This window comes from Kribbella sancticallisti (assembly GCF_039530625.1).
Lineage (GTDB): Bacteria > Actinomycetota > Actinomycetes > Propionibacteriales > Kribbellaceae > Kribbella > Kribbella sancticallisti.
The window spans coordinates 1-25419 of the sequence record NZ_BAAAOS010000070.1 but is presented as its reverse complement, the minus strand read 5'-3'; the positions used below and the strand labels follow the sequence as shown (position 1 = coordinate 25419).

Below are 25419 nucleotides of genomic sequence, written 5' to 3'. Positions count from 1 at the left end.
ATGGGACGAGAATGGTGGAAGGAACCTCAGGTCAGCGTTCCACGGCCAACGACACCGCGGTGACGGCGATGCTGGGAACCGATCCGGTCCTCACCGATGTAGTACCGGCGCTGATCGCGCTGCCGGGGATGACCCCCCAAACGATCCTGACATCCGGGGCACCCATGGAGTGGCCGGAGTACGTGGGCGGCCAGCGCCGTGCCATCCTCGGCGCAGCCGTGTACGAAGGCCTCGCTGCATCGGTGGAGGAGGCCGACAGTCTCCTCCACGAGGGACGGATCCTGGTCCGCCCGTGCCACGACTACGCGTGTGTCGGCTCGGTGACGGGGGTGACCTCGGCCTCGATGCCGGTGTGGGTCGTCGCAGATGCCTCGACGGGGAGCCGCGGGCACTGCCTGCTCTACGAGGGCAGCGAGCGCCAGCGGCTCACCTACGGAGTGTGGAACGAGACAGTCCATCAGCGCCTGGTCTGGGTCAGGGACGTGCTGTCGCCACAGCTCTCAGCTGCGCTGCGGAGCACGGGTGGTCTGCGGGTGAACCCGATCATCCGGCGCGCTCTCGGCATGGGTGACGACCTGCACAGCCGGAACACCGCGGCGACGGCCGTCTTGTTCCAGCAGTTGTACGGAGCTGTCCTCGACGCGAACGGGCTCAGTACATCTACGCGGGAGGTTCTCGCCTTCCTCAGTCAGAACGATCTGTTCTTCCTGCACGTGGCGATGGCGACCGGGAAGTGCATCGCGGACGTGGCGGCCGGCACACCGCACAGCAGCATCGTCACCGCCATGGCGCTGAACGAGAAGCAGTTCGCCATCCGAACCGCCGGCACTGGTGACCGTTGGTTCCGATCCCCGATCCCGGCGCTGGATGCGAAGTTGTTCGACGACATCGGAGTCGAGGACACCGCCTTCATGGGTGGCGAGAGCCTGATCACCGAGACCGTCGGCCTCGGTGGGCTCGCAGCCGCGGCCGCGTTCTCCCTCCAGGACTACAGCGGTGGGTCGGCCCAGCACATGGTGCGGACCACCGAGGCGATGTACGGCATCACCCAAGTCGAGCACCCGCTGTGGAAGATTCCCTCCCTGGGGTTCCGCGGCGTTCCCTTCGGCATCGACGCGGCGCGCGTCGCCTCGACCGGCATCGCCCCGAGCATTCACATGGGCGCGGCCCTGCGCGAGGGTGGCCACGCCGGCGCCGGTGTGCTGGTCGCTCCCGTCGAGCCGTTCCGCGAGGCTGTCGACGTGTTGGAGGGCGCGCTTCCCACAGCGTGAGGCTGGCAAGCGTCGCTCTCGTCCCGCCGTCAACAGGCCTCATCGTCCCCGCGAAGGACCCCGCGCCCGCGCTGTGGTCAGCTTCGCGAGAGAGGCACAGAAGGAGCAGGTGTGTCGTCCTCCTCCGGGGCCGAACTCGTCCCCTCGGGCGCGAGCTACTTCGCTCGCATCAGCGTCGCCGAGCTTGCGACCGATCTGCGCGCAGGTCGGGTGTCGCCGGCTGAGCTGGTCGAGATCGCACTCGGCGAGGCCGCTCGGTGGCAACCGGTTCTCAACACGTTCGTCCACCTCGACGAGACGGGAGCACGGGCCGCCGCCGAGCAGGCAGGGCGGGAGTTGGCCGATGGTGTGGACCGAGGGCCGCTGCACGGTGTCCCGATCGCGGTCAAGGACATGATCGACGTCCGCGGTATGCCGACCACCGCCGGTTCCCATCACCTCACCGGTCGCGTCGCCCAGCAGGACGCGGCGTGCGTCAGGCGACTCCGAGCGGCCGGGGCGATCGTGCTCGGCAAGACCACCACGCACGAGTTCGCCAACGGACCGACGGGGGATCGTGCCGCGACCGGCCCCACACGAAACCCGTACGCGCTTGGACGGATGTCCGGGGGCTCGAGCAGCGGGTCCGCGGCCGCGGTCGCCGCCGGCATCGTCCCGCTCGCGCTTGGCACGGACACGGGAGGCTCTGCCCGCATCCCCGCCGCGTGCTGCGGCGTGGTCGGTCTCAGGCCGACCCAGGGCTCTGTCCGCACGAACGGCGTCCTCCCGCTGGCTCCCTCCCTGGACACGGTCGGTCTTCTGGCCCGGAGCGCCGCCGACTGTCGTCTCCTGTGGACGGCTCTGACCGCTGACCCGGGAACGCCCTCGGAGACGCCCCGCATCGGCTGGGTTTCTCCGGACTCCGTCCACCCCACGACCCCCGCTATCACGCGCGCGGCGCGAGAGCTGGTGGCAAACCTTGTCACCGGTGAGGTCGTCGTCCCGGAGGCGGAGGAACTCCGGACGGCGTACCGGTTCATCCAAGGCCGCGAGTCCTACGCCGTGCACGCCGAGCGGCTCGCCATCGCTCCCGAGCTCTACGACCCAGAGGTCCGCGACCGCCTCCGCGCGGGCGGCGAGGTCACCGACTCGGAGTACGGCCGCGCCCTGGCCGTATGTGACCGTGCCCCCGTGATCGTGGCGAACCTGCTGCGCCACCACGATCTCCTCGCCCTGCCGACGATCCCGCTGCCTCCGCCACCCCTGAACTGCCGCGAGGCCGACATCGATGGAGCACCCTTCGACGTTCGTGGGGCGTTGCTCGCGCTCACCAGCCCATGGAGCGTCCTGGGCCTGCCGGCCGTCTCGGTTCCCGCAGGCCTCGTTGACGGGTTGCCCGCCGGCCTCCAGCTCGTCGGACCACCCGGCGCCGAGGCCAATCTGCTGGCCGCGGCCAAACTTCTGAGCGACACCGGCGTCGAGTAGAGCTCAGCCCTGGTTTGGGCCGGACATCGCCGCAACTCCGGGTCCTGGACGGCGGGAGTCGCTACCAGTCCATGGCGACGTTGGTGGCCTCGAGGTACTCGTCGACCTCTACCGCTGGTGTTGGCGCAACGCGCTTCACGCCGCGCCGGCGTCGATCTCCTCGATGAGCAACAGCTCTGCGTTCACCGCGAGCGCCGCGAGCTGAGCACGGGACTCGCAGGCGAGCTTGTCGAGGATGTGCTCGACGTGCGTCGACACAGTTCTGGAACTGATGTAGAACCGCGCGGCGATCTGCGGGTTGGAGTAGCCCATGGCCACCCAGTGCAGGATCTGCGCCTCACGGCCGCTCAGGCCGAACGGCCAGGAGATCTGCCGCTCGATGACGAGGCTCGCCTCACCGTGGCAAGGCACGATCTCGATCCGGTGGCACGTACCTTCCGGACCTGTCCACAGGTAACGTCGCCGGCCGAACGAGTTGCCTTGCCGAGCGACCAACGACCTCACGTGCTCGCCGTCGCGGAGCAGCGGACCGGCGAGGTGACCCGGCATCTCCGAGACCGTTCCCTGAGCCGAGACCAGCACAGCGTGCACGTCAGGACCCATCCGATGCACTCCGAGGCGGGCGTGGCTCAGCAGGTCACAGGCGTTCGCGAGCAACGGACGAAATCCCTCGATGATGTCGCGTGTCCCGTCGCTGGCGTCCCTGGCCCTCGCCCAACTGACGTGCAGGGCACCCGTGTATCTCCCGTCCGGGAGCCGGAGGCACATCGTGGCCCCCTCCTTGAACCCGGCAGGGATCAAGAAGACCTCGGCGGAGTACGTCTGGGCGAACTTGACCAGCCAGTCACGATCCAGGTCCGACCACCGCAGGGCACGCGGTACGCGAGTGTGGAGCAGACGGAAACCGGGGTTGTGCTCCACGAAGGCGTCGTTCATGTGGTCCTGCACCGCGGCGGGGTATCCCTCGCTGGCCAGCGTGATGTGGCGGTGCGTCCCCGATCCGGCATCCCACGCCGAGAGGGCGTACCCGCTCCATGGGATCAGTTCGCGCAGGGCGTGCATCGCGGCCGCTGCCCGCGCTCGCACCTCATCGTGCTCGACAACGTGCTGGGGGTCGCCCACAGCCAGGTCGGGGAGCACGGCCTCGATTCGCATGGATGCCCCTACGCGAGCGTGTCGGTCTCAGGTCTCGCGCATTATTTCACTCAAACCGACCACTGGGTAAGGCAATGTTCAGACTCGCGTGACACACGCCGCTCCGGCTACCGGATCTGCCGAGGACTGGGCTTCCTGTGGGTCCCCTCTGCAGCGACCCGCTCAGCGTGCTCGACGGGCGGTGATCAGCCAGGCCCCCGAGGCCAGTCGGACGCCATCGGGCGTCTGGCGAGCTGCGAACAGCGCCCAGAGGTTCGCGGTGGCCGCGGCGCGCTGCGCCTCGTCGGTACCGAGCAGGAGCCAGGCTGACTGGCCCAGTTGCCACCTGGTTCCCTGATCGGCGTCGCGGCCCAGCCAGATCGATTGGTCGAGGGCCTCGAAGGCGACGTCGGACCAGCCGGCGGCGGCCAGCATTGGCTCGACCATGGCCGGGTCGCTCTGGGCAAACGGCCCGGGTGCGCCCGGCGGCGGCATCGGCAGATCGCGGCCGACTCGCAACGCCTCGAAGATCTCGCGGAGCCACTCGTTCTCGGCCAGGCCGCGCCACACGAGGATCGCGAGCCGACCGCCCGGCTTCGTGGCTGTGGCCAGGTTGGCGAATGCTGCCGCCGCATCGCCGAAGAACATCGTCCCGGTCCGGCTGACAATCAGGTCGTACGCCGCTGCCCCGAAGTCGTGCACCTGCGCGTCGGCCTGGGCGAACTTCACCGCCAGCCCGGCCCCGCGCTGGCGGGCCACTTCGAGTTGTGCAGTGGAGAGGTCGACCCCTAGGGCGCGCGAACCCGGTGACGCGCGGACCAGGTCGATCGCGACCTGACCAGACCCGCAGCCGACGTCCAGGATCCGGTCTCCCGGACCAGGGTTGGCGGCGGCCAGGAGGGCAGGGTGGTAGTCGGCCACGCCGCGGTCGTAGAAGTCGGCGTATTCGGCCCAGTAGCTGCCGTGCTCGCCGTCCCAGTCGCGGAGTTGGCGGCTGTTGCTCGGGTCGACATCGAATGCCATGGCCTTGATCATCGGGGTCATCTCCCTGGCCTCATATACTCCCAAAGAGAGTATATGGTAGGTTTACTCCCAAAGGGAGGGTTATGTCAAGGGTTCTCACCACGACCACATTCGGCGTGCTCGGACTGCTCGCGGTCCGTCCGTACTCGACCTACGAGCTGGCCAAGGCGATGGGGCTCAGCGTCGGCCGGGTGTGGCCGCGCGCCGAGAGCAAGCTGTTCGAAGAGCCCAAGAAGCTCGTGGAGCACGGCTACGCCAGGGCGCGCGAGGATACGGTCGGGCGGCGCCCGCGGACCATCTACTCGATCACAGCCGCCGGCCGACGAGCCGTGGCCGCCTGGCTCGCCGAACCCGGCGACGGGCCGGTGCTCGAGTTCGAGGGGCTGGTCAAGCTCATGTTCGCCGAACACGGCAGCCGGGCCGACGCGCTCGAAACCATCGCGCGGGCCAGGGCCTGGGCAGTCGAGATGAACGCCGACAGCGTCGCCGCGGGTGAACGCTTCGCCGAGGGCCAGGGCCGCTACGAGGAGCGCCGCGCCACCACCCTGCTGGTGGGCGCGTTCCTGACCGACTTCTACGCGCTGGTGGCGCAGTGGGCCGAGTGGGCGGCGGCCGAGGTGGAGGGCTGGCCCGACGATATTGCGAGCCACCGGACCGCGCCCGAACTGACCCGGGCCGTGCTGGCGCGTGCGAGGTGGTCGCAATCGGACGACCCCGGCGAGACCTGATGGCGCCTCTCCCGCCCCGGCGGTGTCCGGGCAGCGCACGCCAAATGAGAGCCACTCCCTGGCAGGCTTGACTCGCAGGTTCTGGATTCCTAATATCCAGATTGTGAAGATGAACGAGGGCGTCGAGTGGGCGATCCACAGCTGCGTGAACCTGTGCTGGGTGCCCGGTGAGCCGATGACCGCCAAGCGCCTCGCCGCCTTCTACGATCTGCCGACCGCCTATCTGAACAAGCAACTCCAGGCCCTGGCCCGGGCCGGCATCCTCTCGTCCACCTCCGGTCCGAAGGGCGGCTTCCAGCTCGCGCGGAGGCCGGACAAGATCACCCTGCTCGACATCGTGATCGCCATCGACGGACCGGACGATGCCTTCCGCTGTACCGCGATCCTGAAAGCCGGCCCGGGCGGCGATCCGCGCGAGGACTATCGCAAGACCTGCCTGGTCTCCGGAGCCATGCGCAGGGCTGACCTGGCCTACCGTCGCGAACTTGCGGCCCGAACCATCGCCGACCTCGTCGCCGACGTCGAGCGGACCTCGCCGCGAACCCCCGAAAACACCCGCACCTGGTTCGCCAACCTCAAGTCCTGACCTTCCCCGCCCCGGGGAAGCGTCCTGGCTCCGCTGAAGAGGGCGAACTGGTCGCTGCGGCGGGCGCAGGCGGCGATGTCCGGACTGTTCGCGGCGACGAGCCATGGCTTGTCGGCCATGCCGTACGTGGGCTCGGCGGTCCGGGATGGGTTGGCGACAACCCGAGCTTCCCGGCGTCCATCGGGCCGGTCACCAGCGGTCCGCACGAAACGCCGTACGTCTGCGCGACCCGGCGGTTTCCGGCTCGTCAGCCAGTCGTTGACGCGCGGACCATGAGTTCGGGGCGGATCAGGATCTTGCGGGGGCGTTCGGTGCTGTCCTGTTTGATCCGCCGGACCAGCATCTCCACCGCGGTTCGGCCGACCTCGGTCGCGGGGAGGCGGACGGTGGTCAGCGGCGTCTGCAGGTATCCGGCGTACGGGTGGTCGCCGTAGCCGGTCACTGCCACGTCGCCGGGGACTGACAACCCCAGTTCGGCCAGCGCGCGCAGCAGGCCGAGCGCGAAGTAGTCGTTGCCGGTGACGATCCCGTCCGGCCTTTCGCCGCCGGCCAGCAGCGTGGCGGCGAACCGGTACGCCTCCTCCGGCTGCCACGGCAGCGCGAGGGAGTCGTATCGCTTGGTCGGAACGGCACGCACACTTTCCGCCGAGACTTCCAGGCCGGCGTCGGCCATCGCCCGGTGGAAGCCGGCCACCCGGTCGGCGGTGGTGGTGATCGGCAGGTCCTCCTCCAGTACCAGCAGTTTCCGTGCACCACCGGTGATCAGGTGGGTGGTGGCCTCGTAGCCGCCGCGTTCGTTGTCGACACCGACCATGTCGCAATCCAGTTCCGGCACGTCGCGGTTGACGAACACCATCGGGATACCGGCGTCGCGGACCCGGCGCCAGTGGTCCCACTCGGCCTGGACCGGGACCACCACGGCGCCGTCGACCGCCGAGCGCAGCAGTGCGTCGGTGGCCCGCTGCTCGTTCTCCGCGCTCTCGTCGGTGACCAGCAGCAGCAACGAGTACCCCTCGGCCCGGGCCCGGAGCTCGATGCTGCTGATCAGCTGGGCGTAGAACGGGTTGGACGGGTTGGTGATGACGAGGCCCAGCGTCATGGCCGACCCGAGCACCAGCGACCGTGCCAGCGAGTTGGGCACGTACCCGATCCGGGCCGCCTCGGCCTGAACGGCGGTCCGGGTGGCCGCACTGACGCTGTCCTTGTCGCCCAGTGCACGTGACACCGTGTTGATCGACAGCCCGAGCGCAGCAGCGATGTCGCGCAAGGTCGGCCGCCGGGCCTCCGTCATCGGTCCTCCCCTGAACCCACCATCAGGCTGACGAGACTAAGCCTTCACGGCGAGGTGGATGCGCACCCGCACCGTGCCCTCGACCACGGCGCGCAACCGGAGCCAGTGACCGAAGCCGGTGACCGGCCAGGAGACCAGCTTGCCCGGTACGGCGACGTGCTCGCTGCTGTCCAGGTCGCACCAGGTGATGCCGTCGGGGGAGACCTGGGTGATGTAGCCGGCCGTACCGTCGCCGCCGACGTGCTGCACGAACCAGCGCGCCTCACCGGCCCAGGCGACCTCGTACGGCTCGGTGGCGAAGCCGCCCGCGAACTCGGTGTCGCGTTCCAGCACCGCCGTCATGGACTGTCGCATGTCGCCTACCAATCAACCGAGATGAGAACGGAGTCGAGGAAGAGGAAGTTGCGCACCGCCGAATGGGTCCGGACCGAGAAGTAGAAGTTCAGCAGGTTCTCGAGCGTCTCGTAGCGCTCCTCGTACGGCGGGACCGGGACGTCGCGCATGTCCATCACCCGGTCGTTGACCTGTAGCTCCACGTTCCGCCGGGCGTCGGTGTCGACCAGCCAGCGCAGGTAGTGCCAGTTCACCTTGGTCGGTACCTCGTTGTAGCAGAGCTCCTGCGGCTCCCCGAAGGCCTGCCAGTCCTCGGGGTTGGGCGCGGTGAAGTCGGCGGCGTACTCGAGCTTCACCTTGCCCTCGAAGTGCTCCCGCGGCGTCGGCTCGGGCACGGTCGGTGCCATCCAGCGCCGGGTGAAGTGGTTGTCCAGGTCGGTGTTCTGGTACCGCGCAACCGTGTGGTATCGCAGGCCGCCGTCGCCACACAGGTCGGTGGCGACGGTGAAAGCTCCGAACTGCGCCTCCGACGGGTGCGTGTTGCCGTCCCACCGCACGTCGCCGAAGTGGTCCAGTTCCTCACCGCCGCCGAGCGTCGCCTCGGACTTGAAGGCGAAGTACGTCTCCAGCTGGACCAGGCCGCGGCCGCTCATCGTCAGCCGGCGGATGGCCACCGCGGTGTGGCCCTTGTACGGACGGGTGGCCAGCTTGAGCGCGTAGGTTCCGCTCAGCGCACCGTGGGTGCCGATATCGAAGAAGTTGCAGGCCGACAGTTGCGGCGGCCGGAAGTCGCGCATGTGGGCGTCGACCGTGCTGAGGTCGCCCCGGCCGTTGTAGTTGCCGAGCAGCTCGCACCAGCCGTGCGTCCCGCTGTCGAAGTCGTCGAAGGCCAGGATGCGCGGCAGCGGCGAGAACTTGGACAGGCGGGGATCGGCGGCCAGCAGCGCGGCCCGGAGGTCGGGCGATGTCGCGGGCATGGTCACGCATGCCTCCCAGAGGAGTGGGTGGAGTGGATGGTCGGTGACATTAACGTTCACGGGAATTGGCCGTCAATCGACTGTTCCGCCCTGAGCAACGCGGGGCTATTGACACTCAAATATCACACTTCTACGGTGCATTAACGCTACCGTTAACGTTCATGTAGCGGCCCTCTCATCCGTCTGAAACGAGGTCGCCATGCAGTCGCTGAGCCGAGCCCTCACCGTTCTGGCCGAGCTGAACCGGCAGGACCGGGCGTACGGCGTCACCGAGCTGGCCGTCGCGGTCGGGCTGCACAAGAGCACCGTGCACCGGATCCTGACGACGTTCTGCGAACACGGCCTGGCCCGCCGGGTCGACGACCACCTGTACTGCGCCGCCGACGGCCTGATCGCGCACCGGCGGACCACCGAGATCCCATCGGCTCCGGAGCGGGTGCTGGCCGGGCTCAGCAACCGACTCGGCTGCCTGGTCGTGCTGGCCCGGCCGCTGCGCCAGACCGCTGGTCCAGTGCTCGAAGTGGCGGATGTTGCGGGTCATGGTCCGGTCCAGCCGGGTGATGCCGTGTCGCTCCGCGCCAGCGCGCTGGGCAGGGCTTACCTGTCGGCGCTGCCGGCGGCCGAGGTCGACCCGACCCCAGAGCTGGCTGAGGCGTTGCGCAAAGTCCGCGAGGTCGGTTTCGCCCACAACGCCCGCCAGGTCGCCTCGCTTCCCCGGATGGTCGCCGTACCGGTCCGCGACGCGGGCAACCGGTGCGTCGGCGCGCTCGGCGCCGAACTGGGCGCACCGGGATCGCTGGACGAGATCCGCCGCTTGGTACCGGCGCTGCGGCAGGACGCCCGCCGGCTCGCAGTACCTGAACCGCGGCCCGCACCTCCACTGGCGCCGGTTCGTCCGACCACAGGAGTGAAGGCCCTGGCCGGACAGCGGCGGGGCGCCTGATGGCGGCGTACGTCGCCCGGCGGCTGTTCTTCTCGGTGTTCGTCCTGTGGGGCGCCGTCACGATCATCTTCGTCGTCCTCCGGCTGGTGCCCGGCGATCCGGCGTACATCATGCTCGGCCCGGACGCGGACCAGGCGCAGGTCGACGCTCTGCGCGCGCAACTCGGGCTCGACCACTCGCTGGCGCAGCAGTACGCGACGTACTTGGTGAACGTCGTGCACCTGGACTTCGGGCAGTCGTTCCGGCTCAACGCGGACTCGATGAGCCTGGTCCTGCAACGGGTGCCGGCCACCATCCAGCTGGCCACCAGCGCGCTGCTCCTGTCGCTGGTCATCGGCCTGCCGCTGGGCGTGGTCGCCGCGCTGCGGGCCAACACCTGGGTGGACCGCACCATCTCGGTCTTCTCGCTGCTCGGTCAGTCGACACCGTCGTTCTGGCTCGGCATCGTGATGATCCTGGTCTTCGCCCGCGGCCTCACCCTGCTGCCGAGTGCCGGCTCCGGCAGCTGGGCGCACCTGGTGCTGCCGACCGTCACGCTGGCACTGCCGTTCCTGGCGATCCTGGTCCGGCTGACCCGCAGCGGCCTGCTCGAGGTGGTGCACGAGGGCTACGTGCAGACCGCGCGGGCCAAGGGGCTGGCCGAGACCGCGGTGATCCTGGTGCACGCGTTGCGCAACGCGCTGATTCCGATCGTCACGGTGGTCGGCCTGCAGTTCGGCGCCCTGCTCGGCGGCACGGTGATCGTCGAGACCGTCTTCGCCTGGCCCGGCGTCGGCCGCCTGCTGATCGACTCGATCGGCCGGCGTGACTACGGCGTCGTGCAGGCCTCGATCCTGCTGGTGGCCGCCATCTTCGTCCTGATCAACCTGCTCGTGGACCTGCTCTACGGCTTCCTGGACCCGCGGGTCCGTCTGGCTGGTGACCGATGACGACGACCGATCTCGACCTGACCACCACGGCGGACCCGGTGCCCGCCGTCCGGACCCGGCGGGGCCGGGCCGGGACGGCGCGGATCCGGTTCGGCCTGACGGTGATCGGCCTGTACGTCGTCGCGGCGGTGGCCGGCCCGTGGCTGGTCGGCTACGACTCCGTCGCGACCAGGACCCAGGACCGGCTGAAACCGCCGGGCAGCCGGTTGTCCGACGGCTCGCTGGCGATCTTCGGCACCGACCAGGTCGGCCAGGACCTGCTCGCCCAGATGTTGCAGGGGGCAAGGATCTCGATCGCGGTCGGACTGGCCACGCTGCTGCTGGCCGGCAGCATCGGCGTCACCGTCGGCATCGCCGCCGGGTACTTCGGCGGCTGGCTGGACAGCGTGCTGATGCGGCTGGCCGACATCCAGTTGGCGTTCCCGTCGATCCTGCTGGCCATCTTCATCGCCGCGCTGCTCGGTCCGAGCGTGGTGAACGTGGTGATCGTGCTGGCGGTGTCCAACTGGGTGACGTTCGCCCGGGTCGCCCGCGGACAGGCGCTGACCACTCGGCGGCGCGAGTTCGTCGACGCGTCCCGCACGCTCGGCGCCGGCACCTGGCGGCTGATCCGCCGGTGCATCCTGCCGGCCTCGATCGCGCCGGTCCTGGTGGTCGCCACGGTCGAGATCGGTCACGTGATCCTGGCCGAGGCGTCGCTCAGCTTCCTCGGCCTGGGTACGCCGGCCAGTACGCCGAGCTGGGGCGTGACGATCGCCAACGGCCGCAACTACCTGGCCGACGCCTGGTGGATCTCGACCGTGCCCGGCATCGGGCTCGCCTTCCTCGTGGTTTCGCTCGGCGTCCTCGGCGACGCGCTCCGGGACCGCTACGACCCGCGACTGAGGAGCCTGTGATGGCCGCGACCGACCCCGCCGCCCTGCTGACCGTCCGGGATCTGCGGGTCGAGTTCGCCACCTCGGCCGGCCCGGTGACCGCTGTGGACGGCGCCTCCTTCGACGTCCGTCCGGGGGAGACCGTCGCGCTGCTGGGAGAGTCCGGCAGCGGCAAGAGCGTCACCGCGCAGGCTCTGCTGGGCATCGTGCCGAAGCCGGCCGGCCGAGTCACCGGTGGCACCGTCGAGTACGACGGCCAGGACCTGCTCGCCCCCGGTACTGCGGGGCGGTTGCGCGGCCGCGAGATCGCGATGGTCTTCCAGGACCCGCTGAGCTCGCTCAACCCGGTGTTCCGGGTCGGCGCCCAGATCGGGGAGATGTTCCGGCGGCACCGCGGCGCGTCCCGCAAGGAGGCCCGGGCCGAGGCGCTGGAGCTGATGCGCCGGGTCGGCATCCCGGCGGCGGACAAGCGGCTGGACGACTACCCGCACCAGTTCTCCGGCGGCATGCGGCAGCGGGTGATGATCGCGATGGCCCTCGCGCTGTCGCCGCGGTTGCTGATCGCGGACGAACCGACGACCGCGCTCGACGTCACCGTCCAGGCGCAGATCATGGACCTGCTGGCCAGGCTGCAGGCCGAGGAGGGCATGTCGCTGGTACTGATCACCCACGACCTCGGCGTGGTCGCCGACGTGGCCGACCGGGTGGTGCTGATGTACGCCGGCCGGGTGGTCGAGACCGGCTCGATCCGTGAGGTGTACGAGCACAGCGCACATCCGTACACGGCCGGCTTGATGGGGTCGGTGCCGGTGATCGACGGTCCGCGCGAGCGGCTGACCCCCATCCAGGGCGCACCGCCCGACCTGCTGCACCTGCCGTCCGGCTGCTCGTTCCGCCCCCGCTGCCAGTACGCCGAGCCCCTGTGTGCGGAACAGGAACCACCACTTGTCCCTTCGCCCGGGCGGCCCGTGGACCACCGGTCGGCCTGCCACTTCGCCGAGCGGGTGCTGCTCGATGCTGAGGGGATGCTGCACGATGCCTGACACACCACTGCTGTCCGTCCGCGACCTGCACACGTCGTTCCCGCTCCGCTCGGCACTGCTGCGGCGTACCGTCGGGCAGGTCCAGGCCGTCGCCGGCGTCTCCTTCGACGTCCCGGCCGGCGGCACGCTCGGCCTGGTCGGCGAGTCCGGCTCCGGCAAGTCCACCGTGGCGCGGACCATCGTCGGGCTCGAGAAAGCCCGCTCCGGCAACATCCTCTTCGAGGGGGAGGAGCTGACCACGCTGGCCCCGGCCGCGATGCGCCGGGTCCGCCGACAGTTGCAGATGATCTTCCAGGACCCGTACGCGTCGCTGAACCCGCGCGCCACGGTCGAGCAGATCATCACCGAGGCCTGGGAGATCCACCCGGACGTCGTACCCCGGAAGCGGTTCGGCGCCGAGGCTCGCGAGCTGCTCGAACGGGTCGGCCTGAACCCCGATCACGCCCGGCGGTATCCGCATCAGTTCTCCGGCGGTCAGCGGCAGCGGATCGGCATTGCCCGGGCGCTGGCGCTGCGGCCGAAGCTGGTGATCTGCGACGAAGCAGTGTCCGCCCTCGACGTGTCGGTGCAGGCGCAGGTGCTCAACCTGTTGGAGGACCTGCGCCGCGACCTCGGGCTGGCCTACCTGTTCATCGCGCACGACCTGTCCGTCGTCCGGCACATCTCGGACCAGGTCGCGGTGATGTACCTCGGCCGGATCGTCGAGACCGCCTCCCGGGACGAACTGTTCACCCGGCCGCTGCATCCGTACACGCAGGCGCTGCTGTCCGCAGTACCGGATCCGAAACCGTGGGACCGGCCGCCGCGCCGGCCGATCATCATCGGCGGCGATGTCCCCTCGCCGGCCGACCCGCCGTCGGGCTGCCGGTTCCGGACCCGTTGCTGGAAAGCCCAGGACAGCTGTGCCACCACGGAGCCCGCGCTGGAGATCCGGCTGGAGCGGCACCCGGCCGCCTGCCACTTCGCCGCGGACGTCGCCGAGGTGGTGGGCGGATGACGGTGGAACTGGTCCTGCTGCGGCACGGTGAGTCGCGGTGGAATGCCGAGGACAGGTACCAGGGTCAGCAGGGCACCGGCCTCAGCCCGCTCGGCCGGCACCAAGCCAAGCTGGCGGCCGAGTATCTGCGCGGTTCGAGCTTCGACGTCGTCGTCGCTAGCGATCTGCAGCGGGTCACCGAGACGCTGCGACCGTACGTCGACGGCGGTTGCCCACCGGTGCGGGTGGATCCGCGCTGGCGGGAGATCGACGTGGGGACCTGGGGCGGCAGGACCTTCGCCGAGGTCCTCGCCGAGGAGCCCGAGGTGGTCGCCGCGTTCGCCCGCGGCGAGGACGTCGCCCGTGGCGGCGGCGAGACCTTCGCCCAACTCCGCGACCGGGTTTGGGCGGCGGTCGCGGACCTCGCGGCCGGTGGCGCCCGCCGGGTCCTGGTCGGCACGCACGGCGGACCGATCCGGGTCGCGGCCGCCGCGGCGCTCCGGCTGCCACCGGGCGGCCAGGTGTTGCTGGATCCACCGGTCAACTGCTCGCTCACCACTCTGCGGGTCGATCCGCGGCTCACCGCGACCAGCCTGACGACGTACAACGTCCCGACCTCCACCACCGAGCCCGCCGAGGAGCAGCCGGCATGACAGTTGCCTTGGGCACCTTCAGCTTCACCGCCATGACGTACAACCTGTGGGCCGACTTCTTCCTGGACCAGCGGCGCGATGCGCTGACCGCGCTGTTCACGACCCGGCCGCCCGACCTGCTCGCGGTCCAGGAACTGCGCGGCAGCACCCGCAAGCTGATCGACGACGTGCTGCCGACCCATGACCGGGTCGACGGCGGGACCGGCTGGGAGACGCAGAGCAACCTGTGGTGGCGGCGCGACCTGTTCGAGCCCCTGGAGCACGGCGCCGAGGACGTCGGCATCCTCGCCGCCGACGCCCGGCTGTTCTGGGTCCGGCTCCGGCCGCGCGACCCGGCCGCCCCGGACCTGCTCCTCGCGACCGCGCACCTCACCTGGCCCGGCCACCCGGACGAGCGCGCGGACCTCGGCAACCGCCGGGTCCGGCAGGCCCGGGCGATCGGTACCCAACTGGACCGGCTGGCCGGCGACGGCGCCTGCCTGTTCACCGTCGACATCAACGACATCGGCCCACCGCAGTGGGAGCTCGGCACCGCGGGTTTCCTGGACAGCTTCACCGCGCTCGGGCGGCACTCGCCGGTCACCCATCCAGTGGTGCCGACGGTGGCACCGGGCCCGATCGGGACCCGCCTGTCACCGCTCGCCTCACCGCCCAAGGCGATCGACTGGATCTTCGGTCGCGGCCCGCTCGCGGTGCGCTGCAGCGAGGTCGTCGACTTCTTCCACGACGGCCGCGCGCCGTCCGACCATCACCCGGTCGTCGCCACCTACACCTTCACGCGGCCCACAGCGTGACGGCCCCTGCCCGCAAAGGAGAACCACTGTGTTGACGAAGCGAAAGCTGGTGGCGTCGCTGGCCGCCCTGACCCTGCTCGCCACCGGCCTGAGCGCCTGTTCGCCGGCCGGCGAACCAGGCAGCGACGACCAGGTGCTGCGTTACGCGCCGGCCATGTTCCCGGTCTCGCTGGACACCCACAAGTACGCCGGTGAGGAGGCGGTGCAGACCACGATCCAGCAGATCATGGAGCCGCTGGTCCGGGTCGACGACGGCAAGATCGTGCCGGTGCTGGCCGAGTCCTGGCAGAACTTGGACCCGAACACCTGGGTGTTCAAGCTCCGCTCCGGGGTCAAGTTCTCCGACGGGACGCCGTTCACCGCCAAGGACGTCGTGGCGTCGTACCAGCGACACCAGAAGCTGGACGGACCGCTGGTCCCGCTGTACGCGAGCGTGAAGTCGTTCGAGGCCACCGACGACGCCACTGTCACGGTGAAGACCGCCAAGCCACTCGGCACCCTGCTCAGCTCGCTGACGCTGCTGTTCATCGGCCCGGCCGGCAAGGTCGACAGTGAGGGGTTCTTCAGCAAGCCGATCGGCACCGGGCCGTTCACCGTCACCGCGTTCCTGCCGGACGAGCGGCTGGAGCTGGCCGCCAACCCGGAGTACTGGGACGGCGCGCCACAGCTGGACAAGCTGGAGTTCGTCAGCATCCCGGAGGTGGCCGGGCGGATCACCGGGCTGGAGAACGGTGAGGTCGACGTGCTGACCCAGATCCCGCCGGACCAGGTCCCGGGGGTCAAGGACAGCGAAGGCATCACCTACGCGACCACGCCCAGCTGGACGTACTACTTCAACTGGTTCAACCACAACCGTAAGCCGTTCGACGACAAGCGGGTCCGGCAGGCGCTGTGGTACGCGCTCAACCTGGAAGGCACGGTCAAGGACCTCTTCGGTGATCTCGCCGCTGTCGCCCAGGCTCCGCTGGCCCAGGACGTGATCGGCGCGCCCAAGCTGACGCCGTACCGCCACGACCCGGCGAAGGCAAAGCAACTGCTGGCCGAAGCCGGCTACCCCAACGGGTTCAGCACCTCGATGCAGTGGCCGCTCGAAGGCGGACCGAACATCCGGGCACTGGCCCAGGCGATGATCTCCGACTGGGCGAAGATCGGCGTCAAGGTGCAGCCGCTGGAGAAGGAACGGGCACAGTGGCTGGAGGACTTCGGCAAGCTGAACTGGGACATGAACCTGCAGACCAACGTCACCGGCACCGGGGACGCGGACTACACCTTGGCCCGGCTCTATCTCTGCGCGGCCAAGCGCAACGGGTACTGCAACCCGGCGCTGGACAAGTTGCTGCTGGACGCCCGGGCCACCATTGACCCGGCCGAGCGGAGCAAGCTCTACACGCAGGCCGGGCAGATCCTGTTCGACGACGCGGTGGGCGTGTTCCCCGCCGACCTGGCCAGCAACAGCGCCCATCGCAACCGCGTCCAGAACTTCGTGATGCCGCCGAGCGGGCGACCCCTGTTCAGCAAGGTGACGGTGTCCGGCAGCTGAGGATCAGCCGTCGACCAGCGGAGCGGGTCGCGCACCAGCGCGGCCCGCTCCGGCGTCATGCCGTCGAGCAGGAATCTCCTGTTGCAGCAGGTGAAACGAGCACCTGGTCACCTCTGCGGCGACGGCGCAATACTCCATCGCATGCTTCCCGCCGCTCGCGGCCTGGCCGCCGTCAAGGCCACCCGACGCAACTTCCTGACCGCCACCGGCGCCGCCGCCGCACTCGCGCTGACCGGCACGCTGCCGGGAGTCGACAAGACCGGTCGACCGCCCGCCTCCGGTCACCGCCCGCTGTTCACCCTCGGGGTCGCCTCGGGCGATCCGCTGCCCGACGCGGTGGTGATCTGGACGCGCCTCGCCCCCGGCCCGCTGGAGCCGTTCGGCGGTCTCGACGACCGACCGGTCAAGGTCGAGTGGGAGGTCGCCGAGGACGAGGCGTTCCGCCGGGTCGTCCGCCGCGGCACCGCCCACGCGCGGCCGGAGTACGCGCACACTGTGCATGTCGACGTCCGCGGCCTGCGGCCCTGGCGGCACTACCACTACCGGTTCCGCGCCGCAGGTCAGATCAGCCCGGTCGGACGCACCCGCACGGCGCCCGCGCCGTGGGACCAGCCCGCGGTGACGATGGCGGTCGCGTCCTGCCAGGCCTTCTACGACGGCTACTACACCGCGTACCAGGACGTCGCCCGGCGCGATCACGACGTGGTGCTGTTCCTCGGCGACTACATCTACGAGGTCGGCGTCGGTCCGACCGCGGGCATCCGCAACCAGGCGGTGCCGGTCGACTTCGCCGGCGAGATCTTCAGCCTCGACGAGTACCGCGCCCGGTACGCGCTGCACAAGACCGACCCCGACCTGCAGGCGGCGCACGCCGCGTCGGCCTGGGTGGTGACGCTCGACGACCACGAGGTCGAGGGCAACTGGGCCGGCTACCTGTCCGAGGACGGGTTGTCCGAGGCCGAGTTCCTGGTACGCCGGGCCAACGGCTTCCGGGCGTACTGGGAACACATGCCACTGCGCCTCACCCAGTCCGCCGACGGCCCGTCGATCCGCCTGCACCGGCACCTGCGGTACGGCCGGACCGCCGACCTGAGCGTGCTCGACACCCGGCAGTTCCGGTCCGACCAGCCCGGCGACGGCGGCTGGCTGCCACCGGACGAGGTGTCCCTCGACCCGGCCCGCACGATCACCGGCGCCGATCAGGAACGCTGGCCGCTCGACAATCTCGGCCGTTCCGCCAGCCGATGGAACGTCGTCGCCCAGCAGGTGGCGATGGCCCAGCTGGACCGCAAGAGCGGACCGGCGCTGGAAGTCCCGATGGACACCTGGAACGGCTATGCCGCCTCCCGCGAACGAGTCCTGTCCGGCGTCCGGGACCGCGGCGTCCGCAATCTCGTCGTGCTGACCGGCGACCTGCACCGCAGCGTCGCCTCGGACCTGCGGGTGAACTTCGCCGACCCCGGCTCGCCGGTCGTCGGCAGCGAGTTCGTCACCACGTCGATCTCGTCGGGCAAGGACGGCGTCGACCTGGACGCCACCGGCCGGGCGCTGCTCGCCGAGAACCCGCACGTCAAGTACCAGAACGGCCGGCGCGGCTATCTCAGCTGCCGCCTCGACCCGGACCGGTGGACGTCGGAGTTCCGCATCGTCGACCGCGTCACCACGCCCGGCGGTACGCCCAGCACCCACGCCACCCTGGTCGTCGAGCACGACCGCCCCGGAATCCACCCGGCCTGAACGGATCGGAGCACCATGAACCGCGCCGCCCTGCTCGCCGTACCGCTCGCGCTGATCGTCCCGGCGACGGCCACCGTTGCCACCGGCAAGGACCCGTCGGTGACGATCAGTGCCACGCCGCGACCGGTCGAGGTCGTCCCGCTGCCGTGCTTTCCATCCGGCCGGCTGACGCTCGGAATGACCAACACCGGCCGCAAACCCGTCATTGCCGACCTGCGGATCAGCGGCGAGAGCCCGCTCATCCTGTCGCGTCGCCAGTTCTCCAGCTACCTCCCGGTCGACCAACTCGTCACGGCTCCGCTCGACGTCACGGTGCCGCGCGGTACCGCACCCGGCACCTTCAACGTCGACCTGACCTCCGGCCGCGACCGGCTCACTGCCCCCGTGACGGTGAAGCCGGCACCGCCGAAGGGACCGGGCGACAACCTCCTGCTCGGCGAGCAGGCCGTCGCCTCGTCGACCCACGGCAACATGAAGCTCTGCGGCGGCGTCGACGGCAACAGCGACTCCGCGCAATGGGGCGCCAGCGGCTGGCACGACGCCACCAAGGGCGTCTTCCCCGACACGTACGGCGTCGACCTCACCGGCCCGGCCACCATCGGCCGGATCGAACTCCAGACCCTCGACTCGGCCCGCTACCCGGCCGCCGCGATGGGCCTCCGCGACTTCGACCTCCGAATCCGCACGGCCGGCAACTGGATCACCATCAACGAAACCCGCGGCAACATCCAGGGCCGCGTCAGCGTCAGCTTCACCCCGGTCCCCGCGGACGCCGTCCAGGTCGTCATCCACGACGCCAACGACCACGGCTACTCCCGACTCATAGAACTAGAGGCCTACACCAACTGACTCAGGAGGCTCTCATTCCGCGGCAAGTGCTTGGGGTGTGTCGTTGCTGGTGGCAACCGGTTGCCACCAGCAACGCCAGGAGGACCGGCCTGCCTCCCACCGGGTCCATCCGTCAGCAACAGGCGTCGTCAGCCTGCGGTCTCCTCGGCGCCGGCTCGTTCGCGCGCGGCGAGGATGTCCGGCACGTGCGTCTCGGCCCACTGTCGTACGGCACGCAGCGGAACCAGCAGGGAACGGCCGAGATCGGTCAGGGCGTATTCGACGTGCGGCGGGTTGCCGCCCAGGTCGGTACGGATGAGCAGGCCGTCAGCCTCCATGGCCCGCAATGTCTCGGTGAGGGCCTTGGGGGTGATCCCGCGGATGTGCGTTTTGAGCTCGGTGAACCGCATCGGTCCGTCCTCCAGTGCGTTGACGGCGAACACCGTCCACCGCGCCCCGATGCGGTGCAGCACGGTGCGACTCGGGCACGTCGCCGCCATCACGTTGTACGCCTTGCCCACGGGGTCCTCCCGGTAGCGTTGAAGATACCGGTAGCAAATCTATACCGTCTCGGTCATGAGCGAAAACGTGAGAGGTAAGCGAATCCTGGTCGTCGGCGGGGCCCGCGGTATCGGCGCCGAAATCGTCCGGCGCACCGGGCAGGCCGGCGCCGACGTCGTCGTCGCCACCCGGTCCGGCCCCGGCGTCCGGATCGACGTCACCGACGAGACAACCATCGCCCGGGCCGCGGAGTCGCTCGGCGCCTTCGACCACGTGATCTCCACCGCGTCGGCTCACCATGACGTGCCGGTGCCCGATCTCGAACACGACAAGATCCAGGCCGCGTTCTCCGCCAAGGTCGTCGGGCCGCTGCTGCTGGCCAAGCACTTCGCTCCACAGATGCCTGCCGACGGATCGTTCCTGTTCTTCTCCGGCATCGTGGGCTGGCGGCCCAAGCCAGGCACCGTCGTCAAAGGTACTGCGAACGCTGCCCTGGCCGCGCTGGTCACCCACCTGGCCGTCGAGCTTGCACCGCTGCGGGTCAATGCCATCGCGCCCGGCATCACCGACTCTGGCACCTGGGACCGGCTTCCGAACGAGCGTCGCCGTGCCTTGTACGACAGTGCCGCCACGGCCTCCCTCGCAGGAAGGGTCGGAACGCTCGAGGACGTGACCGACACCGCCCTGTGGCTTCTGGGTGCGGGATGGGTGACGGGCGAGACGGTCCACGTCGACGGCGGCTCCCGGCACCGCTGATCCTCTCGTTGAGCTACGTCCGGCCCGCCAGTATCAGGGGACTGCCCGACCCTGACCAACGTTCTGGTCCGGCCTGACGCGAAGGCATTGGTCGCGTGGGTAGGGAGGTGGTGATATTGGGGGATGGAGTACTTCGCCCGGGGGCCTGCGCCGGCGCTCGAGGGCATCGTGGACGATCTGTACTACCTCGCCGGTGCGCCGCCCTACCCGCGGCTCACGATTCCGCCGATGCCCTCGGCATTGGTGATCATCAATCTCGCCGACCCGTTCCGAGTCACCCATCCGGGTGGGACCGAGGACCTCGCGGACGGGTGTGTTTGGGCGACGCCGAGTTGTCCGACGGTCTTCGAGTATCCGCGGAACACGAGGTCGGTCGGAGTACATCTGAAGCCGTGGGGGCTGGCGCCGCACACCGGCGTACCGGCGGCGATGTTCGGGCTGCCGGTTCCGGTTGAGGCGGTCTGGGGCGCCGATGCCAAGGATCTGGCCGACCAGCTTGGTAGCGCCGCGACACCTGCGGCCATGCTGGACATCCTCGAAGCCGCGCTCCTGACTCGTCTCCAGCCAGTGGCCGGGCTCGGACTTGTCCAGGACACCGGCAGCCAGCTCATCCGGAGCGCCGGCACTCTCTCGATCGCCAACCTGACCGAGGCGGCCGGCGTCAGCAACACCCATCTCGCCGCCCGGTTCAAGCACCTGGTCGGGATCACGCCGAAGCGGCTCGCGCGGACGTACCGCTTCGCCGAGGTGGTTCGTTCGATCAACCCCGCCGGCGAAGTCGACTGGGCGGAGGTCGCGCATCGGGCCGGCTACCACGACCAGCCGCACTTCACCCACGAGTTGCGGCAGTTCACCGGTCTGACGCCCACGGCGTACCTCGACCTGCGGCGCCGGTTCGCCGCCGAGCATCCCGGCAGTGCTCTGGACGTCGGGTTGCTGCCGCCCGGCTGAGCGCGGGTTTGATTTTCTACAAGCCAGCCGCGCGACAACCAGTCAGGATCTCCCGCATGAGCAAGGTGATCATGCAGACGATCGTGTCGGTCGACGGATTCATCGCGACCGAGGACGACCAGGTGGGACCGCTGTTCGACTGGTTCGCGACCGGTGACACGCCGCTGTACGCCGACGGGCCGCGCGTCACCAAGCAGAGCCATGCGTACTACCGGCCGATGCTGGAGGCGATCGGCGCACTGATCGTCGGCCGGCATGTCTTCGACATGACCGACGGCTGGAGAGGCAAGCCGCCGGGCGGAGATCACTGCGTGGTCGTCTCGCATCGGCCGGCGCCCGACGGCTGGGACCCCGCCGCGCCGTTCCACTTCGTCGACAACGTGACCGATGCCGTCCGTCTTGCCAAGGAACTCGCAGGCGACCGGACCGTTTCGATCGCGGCGGGTGACGTCGGCGGACAGATCTTCGAAGCCGGGTTCGTCGACGAGGTCGCGCTCGACATGGTGCCGGTGGTCTTCGGCACCGGCAAGCGGTACTTCGGCCCGCTCGCCAAGCAGGTCCTGCTCGAAAACCCCGACGAGGTCGTCCAAGGCGACCGCGTCCTCCACCTCCGCTTCCGCGTCCGCAAGTAGCCACTCGACCGGTCTCGATGATGCCGCGCAGGGCCCAGACCGCGGCGGCGATGTCGTTGACCGTGATTTCATCGCTGATGCCGCCGGCCTGCTTGGCGCGGTCGAGTAGCTCACCGCACAACGGCGCCGGGGACGTCGCCGTCGGCGCGTCGTTGGTACTCAGGCCGGGTGTCCACCACGAACGCGCCCGTCTGCTGGGCCCGCGGAGCTTCGGTGGGGGTCAGGCGAACGAGTCGGTCGCGTACGGTCTCCAGCCGGAGCGCGAGATGGTGGCCACCGCCCGCCGGCCTCGCGGAACTCGGCATGTCAGGCCCCGGCAAGGAACTCGCGCAGGGCGGGCGCGAGCACGTCGTCGGCAACGCCGTGCCACTGCCCGGGCAGGCTTTGGTGGACGGCGTTTGGAAGCCGCGCCGCGACGGTCGCAGCCATCCCAGTCAGCTCGCTTCCGCTACCTCGGCTGTCGAGGACCAGCGTCGGAACCGCCACCGAGGCAAGGAGCTTGTACGACATCTGTTCGGAGATCGTGCTGTCATACACCAGCGTGTGCGCAACGGCCTCCATCGCGGACCAGGCCGGGCCGTCCCGCATCTCCGCCAGCATCTCCTCCGGTAGGCCGACGCTTCGCAGCACGTGGTCGACGGCATCCGAACGTTGTCCGGCCGCCAGCAGCCGCGTGATCGCGGCGGTGAACTCCGCCTGCGCAGGTCGCTCGTCCTCAGTCGCGATCGGTGGTTCGAGGAGTGCCAGCCGCGTGATCGCCGTCCCCCCGGCCGCGGCATGCAAAGCGAGCAGGCCGCCGGATGAGAACCCGAACACGCACGCCGAGCCACCGGCTCGATCGATCAACGCGGCCAGGTCCTCGACCTCGCGAGCGACCGCGTAAGGCGGGGTGTCGGCGCTGTCCCCGCGGCCGCGGCGATCGTAGTGGAAGACGGTGAAATGCTGCTTCAGCAGGCCGATCAGACCCTCGAACGAGCTGAACGCGCGGTAGTGCAGCGCGGCGTCGACCAGGATCAGGGCCGGCCCGGACCCCGTGCGTTCGTACGCGATCGACGTGCCGTCCGCCGACGTCACCACTTCCACCTCTGCCGCCATGGGACTGTCTCCAATCTCTGAACTGAACAGTACAGTACAGACTGATGCGACGGATCCTAGGCTGAGGAATTTGAACTGTCCAGTACACTCTTGAAGGTGCCGACACCCGCGCAGCCGAAAGCCCCTGGGAGCCGCACCGCCCGGAAACAGCGCGCGATCCTCGAAGCCGCACGGGAGGTGTTCTTACAGCACGGGTACCGCGCTGCCGCTGTCGACGAGATCGCCGCGCTCGCCGACGTGTCGAAAGTGACCGTCTACAGTCACTTCTCCGACAAGCACAGCCTGTTCGTGGCTGTCTTCACCGATGCGATCCGGGAGGCCGAGGAGAGTACCCAGTCGCTTCTGCACGGTTTCAGTGAGAGCGGAGACATCGAGCGCGACATGCGGACCTTCGCCCGCCGGCACGTGGTCCTGGTCACCCAGCCACACCTCGTCCGGATGCGCCGGACGATCATCGCCGAGGCCGACCGCTTCCCCGATCTCGCCCGCGCCTGGCATCGCGCCGGCCCCGAGCGCGGGCATGCCGCTCTGGCCGCGCAGCTCGAGCGGCTCGCACAGCGAGGCGTCCTGCGCATCGATGACCCACTCCTCGCCGCACAACACCTCAACTACCTGATCTTGTCGGTGCCGCTGAACGAGGCGATGTTCGCCGTACACAAGCCCTACGGGCGCAAACGACTGCACCACTTCGCCGACGAGGCGGTCCGGGTGTTCCTGGCCGCCTACGGAACCGGCAAAGCACCAACCTGACGTCGGACCGTCGCAACCTGATAGGGCTGGTCGCGTATTGCTAGAGGATGGGCACGCGCTGCCTCGTCGTCGCCACCAGGTCGGTGTCGATCGTGCCGAGCAGCAGTCCGCTCTCAGAGCCCAGTCGGACGACCACGCTTCCCAGCGGGTTGGCGAGCACACTCCGGCCGATCCCCAGCGGGACAGATCCCACCGGCGCCGTCCGGGCCTGGTCGCACGCGAGCAGCCAGGCCTGCGCGTCCGACGCGCGTGCCCTGGTCAGCAGGTCCCACTGCTCTTCCTTGCCCGGTCCAGCACCCCATGACGCCGGTACGACGACCAGTTCCGCGCCCAGCCGTCCCAGCGCGGTGAACTGGTCCGCGAACCGCAGGTCGTAGCAAGTCGCCAACCCTACGGTTATGCCCTTGACCTCGAACGTCACCAGCTCGTCGCCCGGAGCGACCAGTTCCGACTCCCGCGATCCGAAAGCGTCGTACAGGTGGATCTTTCGGTACGACGCCTCGGCACCCGGCCCGGTCGCCAGCAGTGTGTTGTGGACCCGCCCATCGGGCGCCGGCTCGAACAGTCCCGCGACGACGACCACGCCGGTCTCCTTCGCGACCCTTCGAAGCCCGGTCGCGAACGGTCCGTCGAGCGGCTCGGCCGCTGCCCGCAGATCACTGCCGAACGCCGCCAGCGTCGCCTCGGGCAAGGCAATCAGCTCGGCGCCCGCGGATGCGGCGTGCCGGATTGCGTTGATTGAGAGGGTCAGATTGGTGACTGGGTCGGCCGTGGTCAGCACCTGGGCCGCGGCGACCTGTAGCGTGGACCGAGCTGTCATGAATCCTCCCGCGGCCGGCGCGTGTGCATTTCTGGCGACGATCCGGCCGCGGCCGTGTCGTGAACGATGGTTCTACGGGTCACGAGGCGGTCTTCGCGACCGGCCGTCTTCCCCCGCCGCCCGGCCCGGTGGCGTGACTTCAGCGCCATACGCGCTCGGCGTAGCGCACGAAGTTCTCGCCGAACACCTTCTCGACCACTCGGTGTGAATGCCCTCGGTCGATCAGCCGGCGCTCGGGGCCGATCTCCCAGCTCTCCGAGGCGAGCCAGCCACGCGCACCGCGGCGACGTTTGATGGCCGTCAGCTCAACCGCCCGCTCTTCCACGATCTGGTCCGTCGGGTTGCCTGACGGCTTTGGTCCACTGGTCTTTCACAAACGCCACTCAGCGACCTCCGGCTCAGTCGACGACACCTGCCGGAGTTCAACGTCTCAGGACCGGAGACTTTGACCGCCCTGATCGCGGCGATCACCCAAGAGCACGGGCTCACCGAGCCGAGCGATGAGATCCGCTTCTAGGTCCGGTTCGCCCTCCAGCTACAGCTCAACGCGACCCGGGACACCGATCGGAGTCGACCATCGATGCAGGGTTTCGACTCCTCGATGAGGGCTGGGTGCGCTACCGGGGCGAGGTCAAAGCCTAGGTGTGATGTCCAGTGCCTTAATGCCGCGCTCTGGCCCGCTGAGGCTGTGGCTCCGCTGCGGCCGACCGACAGATCCCGTTGAGACCCTAGTAGACCGTCGCTTCTAATATTCGGGGTAGGGGTGGCGGTGGCCGAAGGCCGAGTTGG

General features: G+C 69.4%; 28 protein-coding genes. 18 read left to right on the top strand and 10 right to left on the bottom strand.

The annotated features are described in order from the left end of the window. The first annotated feature begins 11 nt into the window (after positions 1 to 11). Positions 12 to 1271 (top strand): YlbE family protein, encoded by a 1260-nt coding sequence (locus ABD255_RS42475; RefSeq protein WP_344222551.1) that lies wholly within the window; start codon positions 12 to 14, stop codon positions 1269 to 1271. 111 nt (positions 1272 to 1382) lie between these two features. Next, entirely contained in the window at positions 1383 to 2735 is a 1353-nt protein-coding gene (locus ABD255_RS42470; protein WP_344222550.1) for an amidase, read from the top strand. 135 nt (positions 2736 to 2870) lie between these two features. Here ABD255_RS42470 and ABD255_RS42465 read toward each other — a convergent pair whose 3' ends face one another. Both ABD255_RS42465 and ABD255_RS42460 read right to left on the bottom strand, forming a co-directional pair. Continuing rightward, positions 2871 to 3890: a helix-turn-helix transcriptional regulator gene (locus ABD255_RS42465; RefSeq protein WP_344222549.1), complete on the bottom strand. Its 1020-nt coding sequence runs from the start codon at positions 3888 to 3890 to the stop codon at positions 2871 to 2873. 162 nt (positions 3891 to 4052) lie between these two features. Continuing rightward, entirely contained in the window at positions 4053 to 4892 is an 840-nt protein-coding gene (locus ABD255_RS42460; RefSeq protein WP_344222548.1) for a class I SAM-dependent methyltransferase, read from the bottom strand. Between the two features lie 83 nt (positions 4893 to 4975). Between ABD255_RS42460 and ABD255_RS42455 the strand changes: the two genes are divergently transcribed. After that, positions 4976 to 5620 (top strand): PadR family transcriptional regulator, encoded by a 645-nt coding sequence (locus tag ABD255_RS42455; protein WP_344222547.1) that lies wholly within the window; start codon positions 4976 to 4978, stop codon positions 5618 to 5620. 109 nt (positions 5621 to 5729) lie between these two features. Then, the gene (locus ABD255_RS42450; RefSeq protein WP_344222659.1) at positions 5730 to 6206 is read left to right on the top strand and encodes an RrF2 family transcriptional regulator; all 477 of its coding nucleotides are present in this window, start codon (positions 5730 to 5732) and stop codon (positions 6204 to 6206) included. Between the two features lie 247 nt (positions 6207 to 6453). Here ABD255_RS42450 and ABD255_RS42445 read toward each other — a convergent pair whose 3' ends face one another. From ABD255_RS42445 to ABD255_RS42435, 3 genes are read right to left on the bottom strand one after another with little or no spacing between them, the layout of a single operon-like run. Beyond that, positions 6454 to 7497, bottom strand: a complete 1044-nt coding sequence (locus ABD255_RS42445) for a LacI family DNA-binding transcriptional regulator (protein WP_344222546.1) — start codon at positions 7495 to 7497, stop codon at positions 6454 to 6456. Positions 7498 to 7533: 36 nt separating this feature from the next. Then, positions 7534 to 7851: a hypothetical protein gene (locus ABD255_RS42440; RefSeq protein ID WP_344222545.1), complete on the bottom strand. Its 318-nt coding sequence runs from the start codon at positions 7849 to 7851 to the stop codon at positions 7534 to 7536. A 5-nt stretch (positions 7852 to 7856) separates the two neighbouring features. Beyond that, the gene (locus tag ABD255_RS42435) at positions 7857 to 8807 is read right to left on the bottom strand and encodes a DUF6772 family protein (protein WP_344222544.1); all 951 of its coding nucleotides are present in this window, start codon (positions 8805 to 8807) and stop codon (positions 7857 to 7859) included. A gap of 199 nt (positions 8808 to 9006) precedes the next feature. Here ABD255_RS42435 and ABD255_RS42430 point away from each other — a divergent pair, with 199 nt between their 5' ends. The 10 genes from ABD255_RS42430 (at position 9007) to ABD255_RS42385 (ending at position 19146) form a co-directional block, all read left to right on the top strand. Beyond that, entirely contained in the window at positions 9007 to 9750 is a 744-nt protein-coding gene (locus ABD255_RS42430; protein WP_344222543.1) for an IclR family transcriptional regulator, read from the top strand. Then, positions 9750 to 10679: a nickel ABC transporter permease gene (gene nikB, locus ABD255_RS42425; protein WP_344222542.1), complete on the top strand. Its 930-nt coding sequence runs from the start codon at positions 9750 to 9752 to the stop codon at positions 10677 to 10679. The genes ABD255_RS42430 and nikB overlap by 1 nt, the downstream gene beginning before the upstream one ends. After that, positions 10676 to 11575 (top strand): ABC transporter permease, encoded by a 900-nt coding sequence (locus ABD255_RS42420; protein ID WP_344222541.1) that lies wholly within the window; start codon positions 10676 to 10678, stop codon positions 11573 to 11575. Before nikB ends, ABD255_RS42420 begins: the two co-directional genes overlap by 4 nt. Further along, a complete protein-coding gene (locus tag ABD255_RS42415; RefSeq protein WP_344222540.1) occupies positions 11575 to 12597 on the top strand; it encodes an ABC transporter ATP-binding protein in 1023 nt (340 codons plus the stop codon). The genes ABD255_RS42420 and ABD255_RS42415 overlap by 1 nt, the downstream gene beginning before the upstream one ends. After that, the gene (locus ABD255_RS42410; RefSeq protein WP_344222539.1) at positions 12590 to 13594 is read left to right on the top strand and encodes an ABC transporter ATP-binding protein; all 1005 of its coding nucleotides are present in this window, start codon (positions 12590 to 12592) and stop codon (positions 13592 to 13594) included. Before ABD255_RS42415 ends, ABD255_RS42410 begins: the two co-directional genes overlap by 8 nt. Continuing rightward, on the top strand, positions 13591 to 14226 hold the full coding sequence (locus ABD255_RS42405) for a histidine phosphatase family protein (protein WP_344222538.1): 636 nt from the start codon (positions 13591 to 13593) through the stop codon (positions 14224 to 14226). Before ABD255_RS42410 ends, ABD255_RS42405 begins: the two co-directional genes overlap by 4 nt. Further along, entirely contained in the window at positions 14223 to 15020 is a 798-nt protein-coding gene (locus tag ABD255_RS42400) for an endonuclease/exonuclease/phosphatase family protein (protein WP_344222537.1), read from the top strand. Before ABD255_RS42405 ends, ABD255_RS42400 begins: the two co-directional genes overlap by 4 nt. Positions 15021 to 15048: 28 nt before the next feature. Further along, positions 15049 to 16560, top strand: a complete 1512-nt coding sequence (locus tag ABD255_RS42395; protein WP_344222536.1) for an ABC transporter substrate-binding protein — start codon at positions 15049 to 15051, stop codon at positions 16558 to 16560. Between the two features lie 141 nt (positions 16561 to 16701). Beyond that, positions 16702 to 18297: an alkaline phosphatase D family protein gene (locus ABD255_RS42390; RefSeq protein WP_344222535.1), complete on the top strand. Its 1596-nt coding sequence runs from the start codon at positions 16702 to 16704 to the stop codon at positions 18295 to 18297. 15 nt (positions 18298 to 18312) lie between these two features. Next, on the top strand, positions 18313 to 19146 hold the full coding sequence (locus tag ABD255_RS42385) for a galactose-binding domain-containing protein (RefSeq protein ID WP_344222534.1): 834 nt from the start codon (positions 18313 to 18315) through the stop codon (positions 19144 to 19146). Positions 19147 to 19274: 128 nt separating this feature from the next. Here ABD255_RS42385 and ABD255_RS42380 read toward each other — a convergent pair whose 3' ends face one another. Then, the gene (locus ABD255_RS42380; protein WP_344222533.1) at positions 19275 to 19646 is read right to left on the bottom strand and encodes a winged helix-turn-helix transcriptional regulator; all 372 of its coding nucleotides are present in this window, start codon (positions 19644 to 19646) and stop codon (positions 19275 to 19277) included. A 55-nt stretch (positions 19647 to 19701) separates the two neighbouring features. Here ABD255_RS42380 and ABD255_RS42375 point away from each other — a divergent pair, with 55 nt between their 5' ends. The 3 genes from ABD255_RS42375 (at position 19702) to ABD255_RS42365 (ending at position 21965) form a co-directional block, all read left to right on the top strand. After that, on the top strand, positions 19702 to 20382 hold the full coding sequence (locus tag ABD255_RS42375) for an SDR family oxidoreductase (RefSeq protein ID WP_344222532.1): 681 nt from the start codon (positions 19702 to 19704) through the stop codon (positions 20380 to 20382). A 123-nt stretch (positions 20383 to 20505) separates the two neighbouring features. After that, entirely contained in the window at positions 20506 to 21333 is an 828-nt protein-coding gene (locus ABD255_RS42370) for a helix-turn-helix domain-containing protein (protein ID WP_344222531.1), read from the top strand. A gap of 56 nt (positions 21334 to 21389) precedes the next feature. Beyond that, the gene (locus ABD255_RS42365; protein WP_344222530.1) at positions 21390 to 21965 is read left to right on the top strand and encodes a dihydrofolate reductase family protein; all 576 of its coding nucleotides are present in this window, start codon (positions 21390 to 21392) and stop codon (positions 21963 to 21965) included. Between the two features lie 110 nt (positions 21966 to 22075). On the opposite strand, the gene ABD255_RS42360 is transcribed toward ABD255_RS42365, so the two are convergent. Then, complete coding sequence (locus ABD255_RS42360; RefSeq protein ID WP_344222529.1) at positions 22076 to 22270, bottom strand: hypothetical protein; 195 nt, start codon at positions 22268 to 22270, stop codon at positions 22076 to 22078. 1 nt (position 22271) lies between these two features. Continuing rightward, positions 22272 to 23060, bottom strand: coding sequence for an alpha/beta fold hydrolase (locus tag ABD255_RS42355; protein WP_344222528.1), 789 nt, complete (start codon positions 23058 to 23060; stop codon positions 22272 to 22274). A 96-nt stretch (positions 23061 to 23156) separates the two neighbouring features. Between ABD255_RS42355 and ABD255_RS42350 the strand changes: the two genes are divergently transcribed. Next, the gene (locus tag ABD255_RS42350) at positions 23157 to 23810 is read left to right on the top strand and encodes a TetR/AcrR family transcriptional regulator (RefSeq protein ID WP_344222527.1); all 654 of its coding nucleotides are present in this window, start codon (positions 23157 to 23159) and stop codon (positions 23808 to 23810) included. A 40-nt stretch (positions 23811 to 23850) separates the two neighbouring features. On the opposite strand, the gene ABD255_RS42345 is transcribed toward ABD255_RS42350, so the two are convergent. Then, positions 23851 to 24630, bottom strand: coding sequence for a carbon-nitrogen hydrolase family protein (locus ABD255_RS42345; RefSeq protein WP_344222526.1), 780 nt, complete (start codon positions 24628 to 24630; stop codon positions 23851 to 23853). A 139-nt stretch (positions 24631 to 24769) separates the two neighbouring features. After that, positions 24770 to 24955, bottom strand: a complete 186-nt coding sequence (locus ABD255_RS42340) for a hypothetical protein (RefSeq protein ID WP_344222525.1) — start codon at positions 24953 to 24955, stop codon at positions 24770 to 24772. Positions 24956 to 25419: the final 464 nt, after the last annotated feature.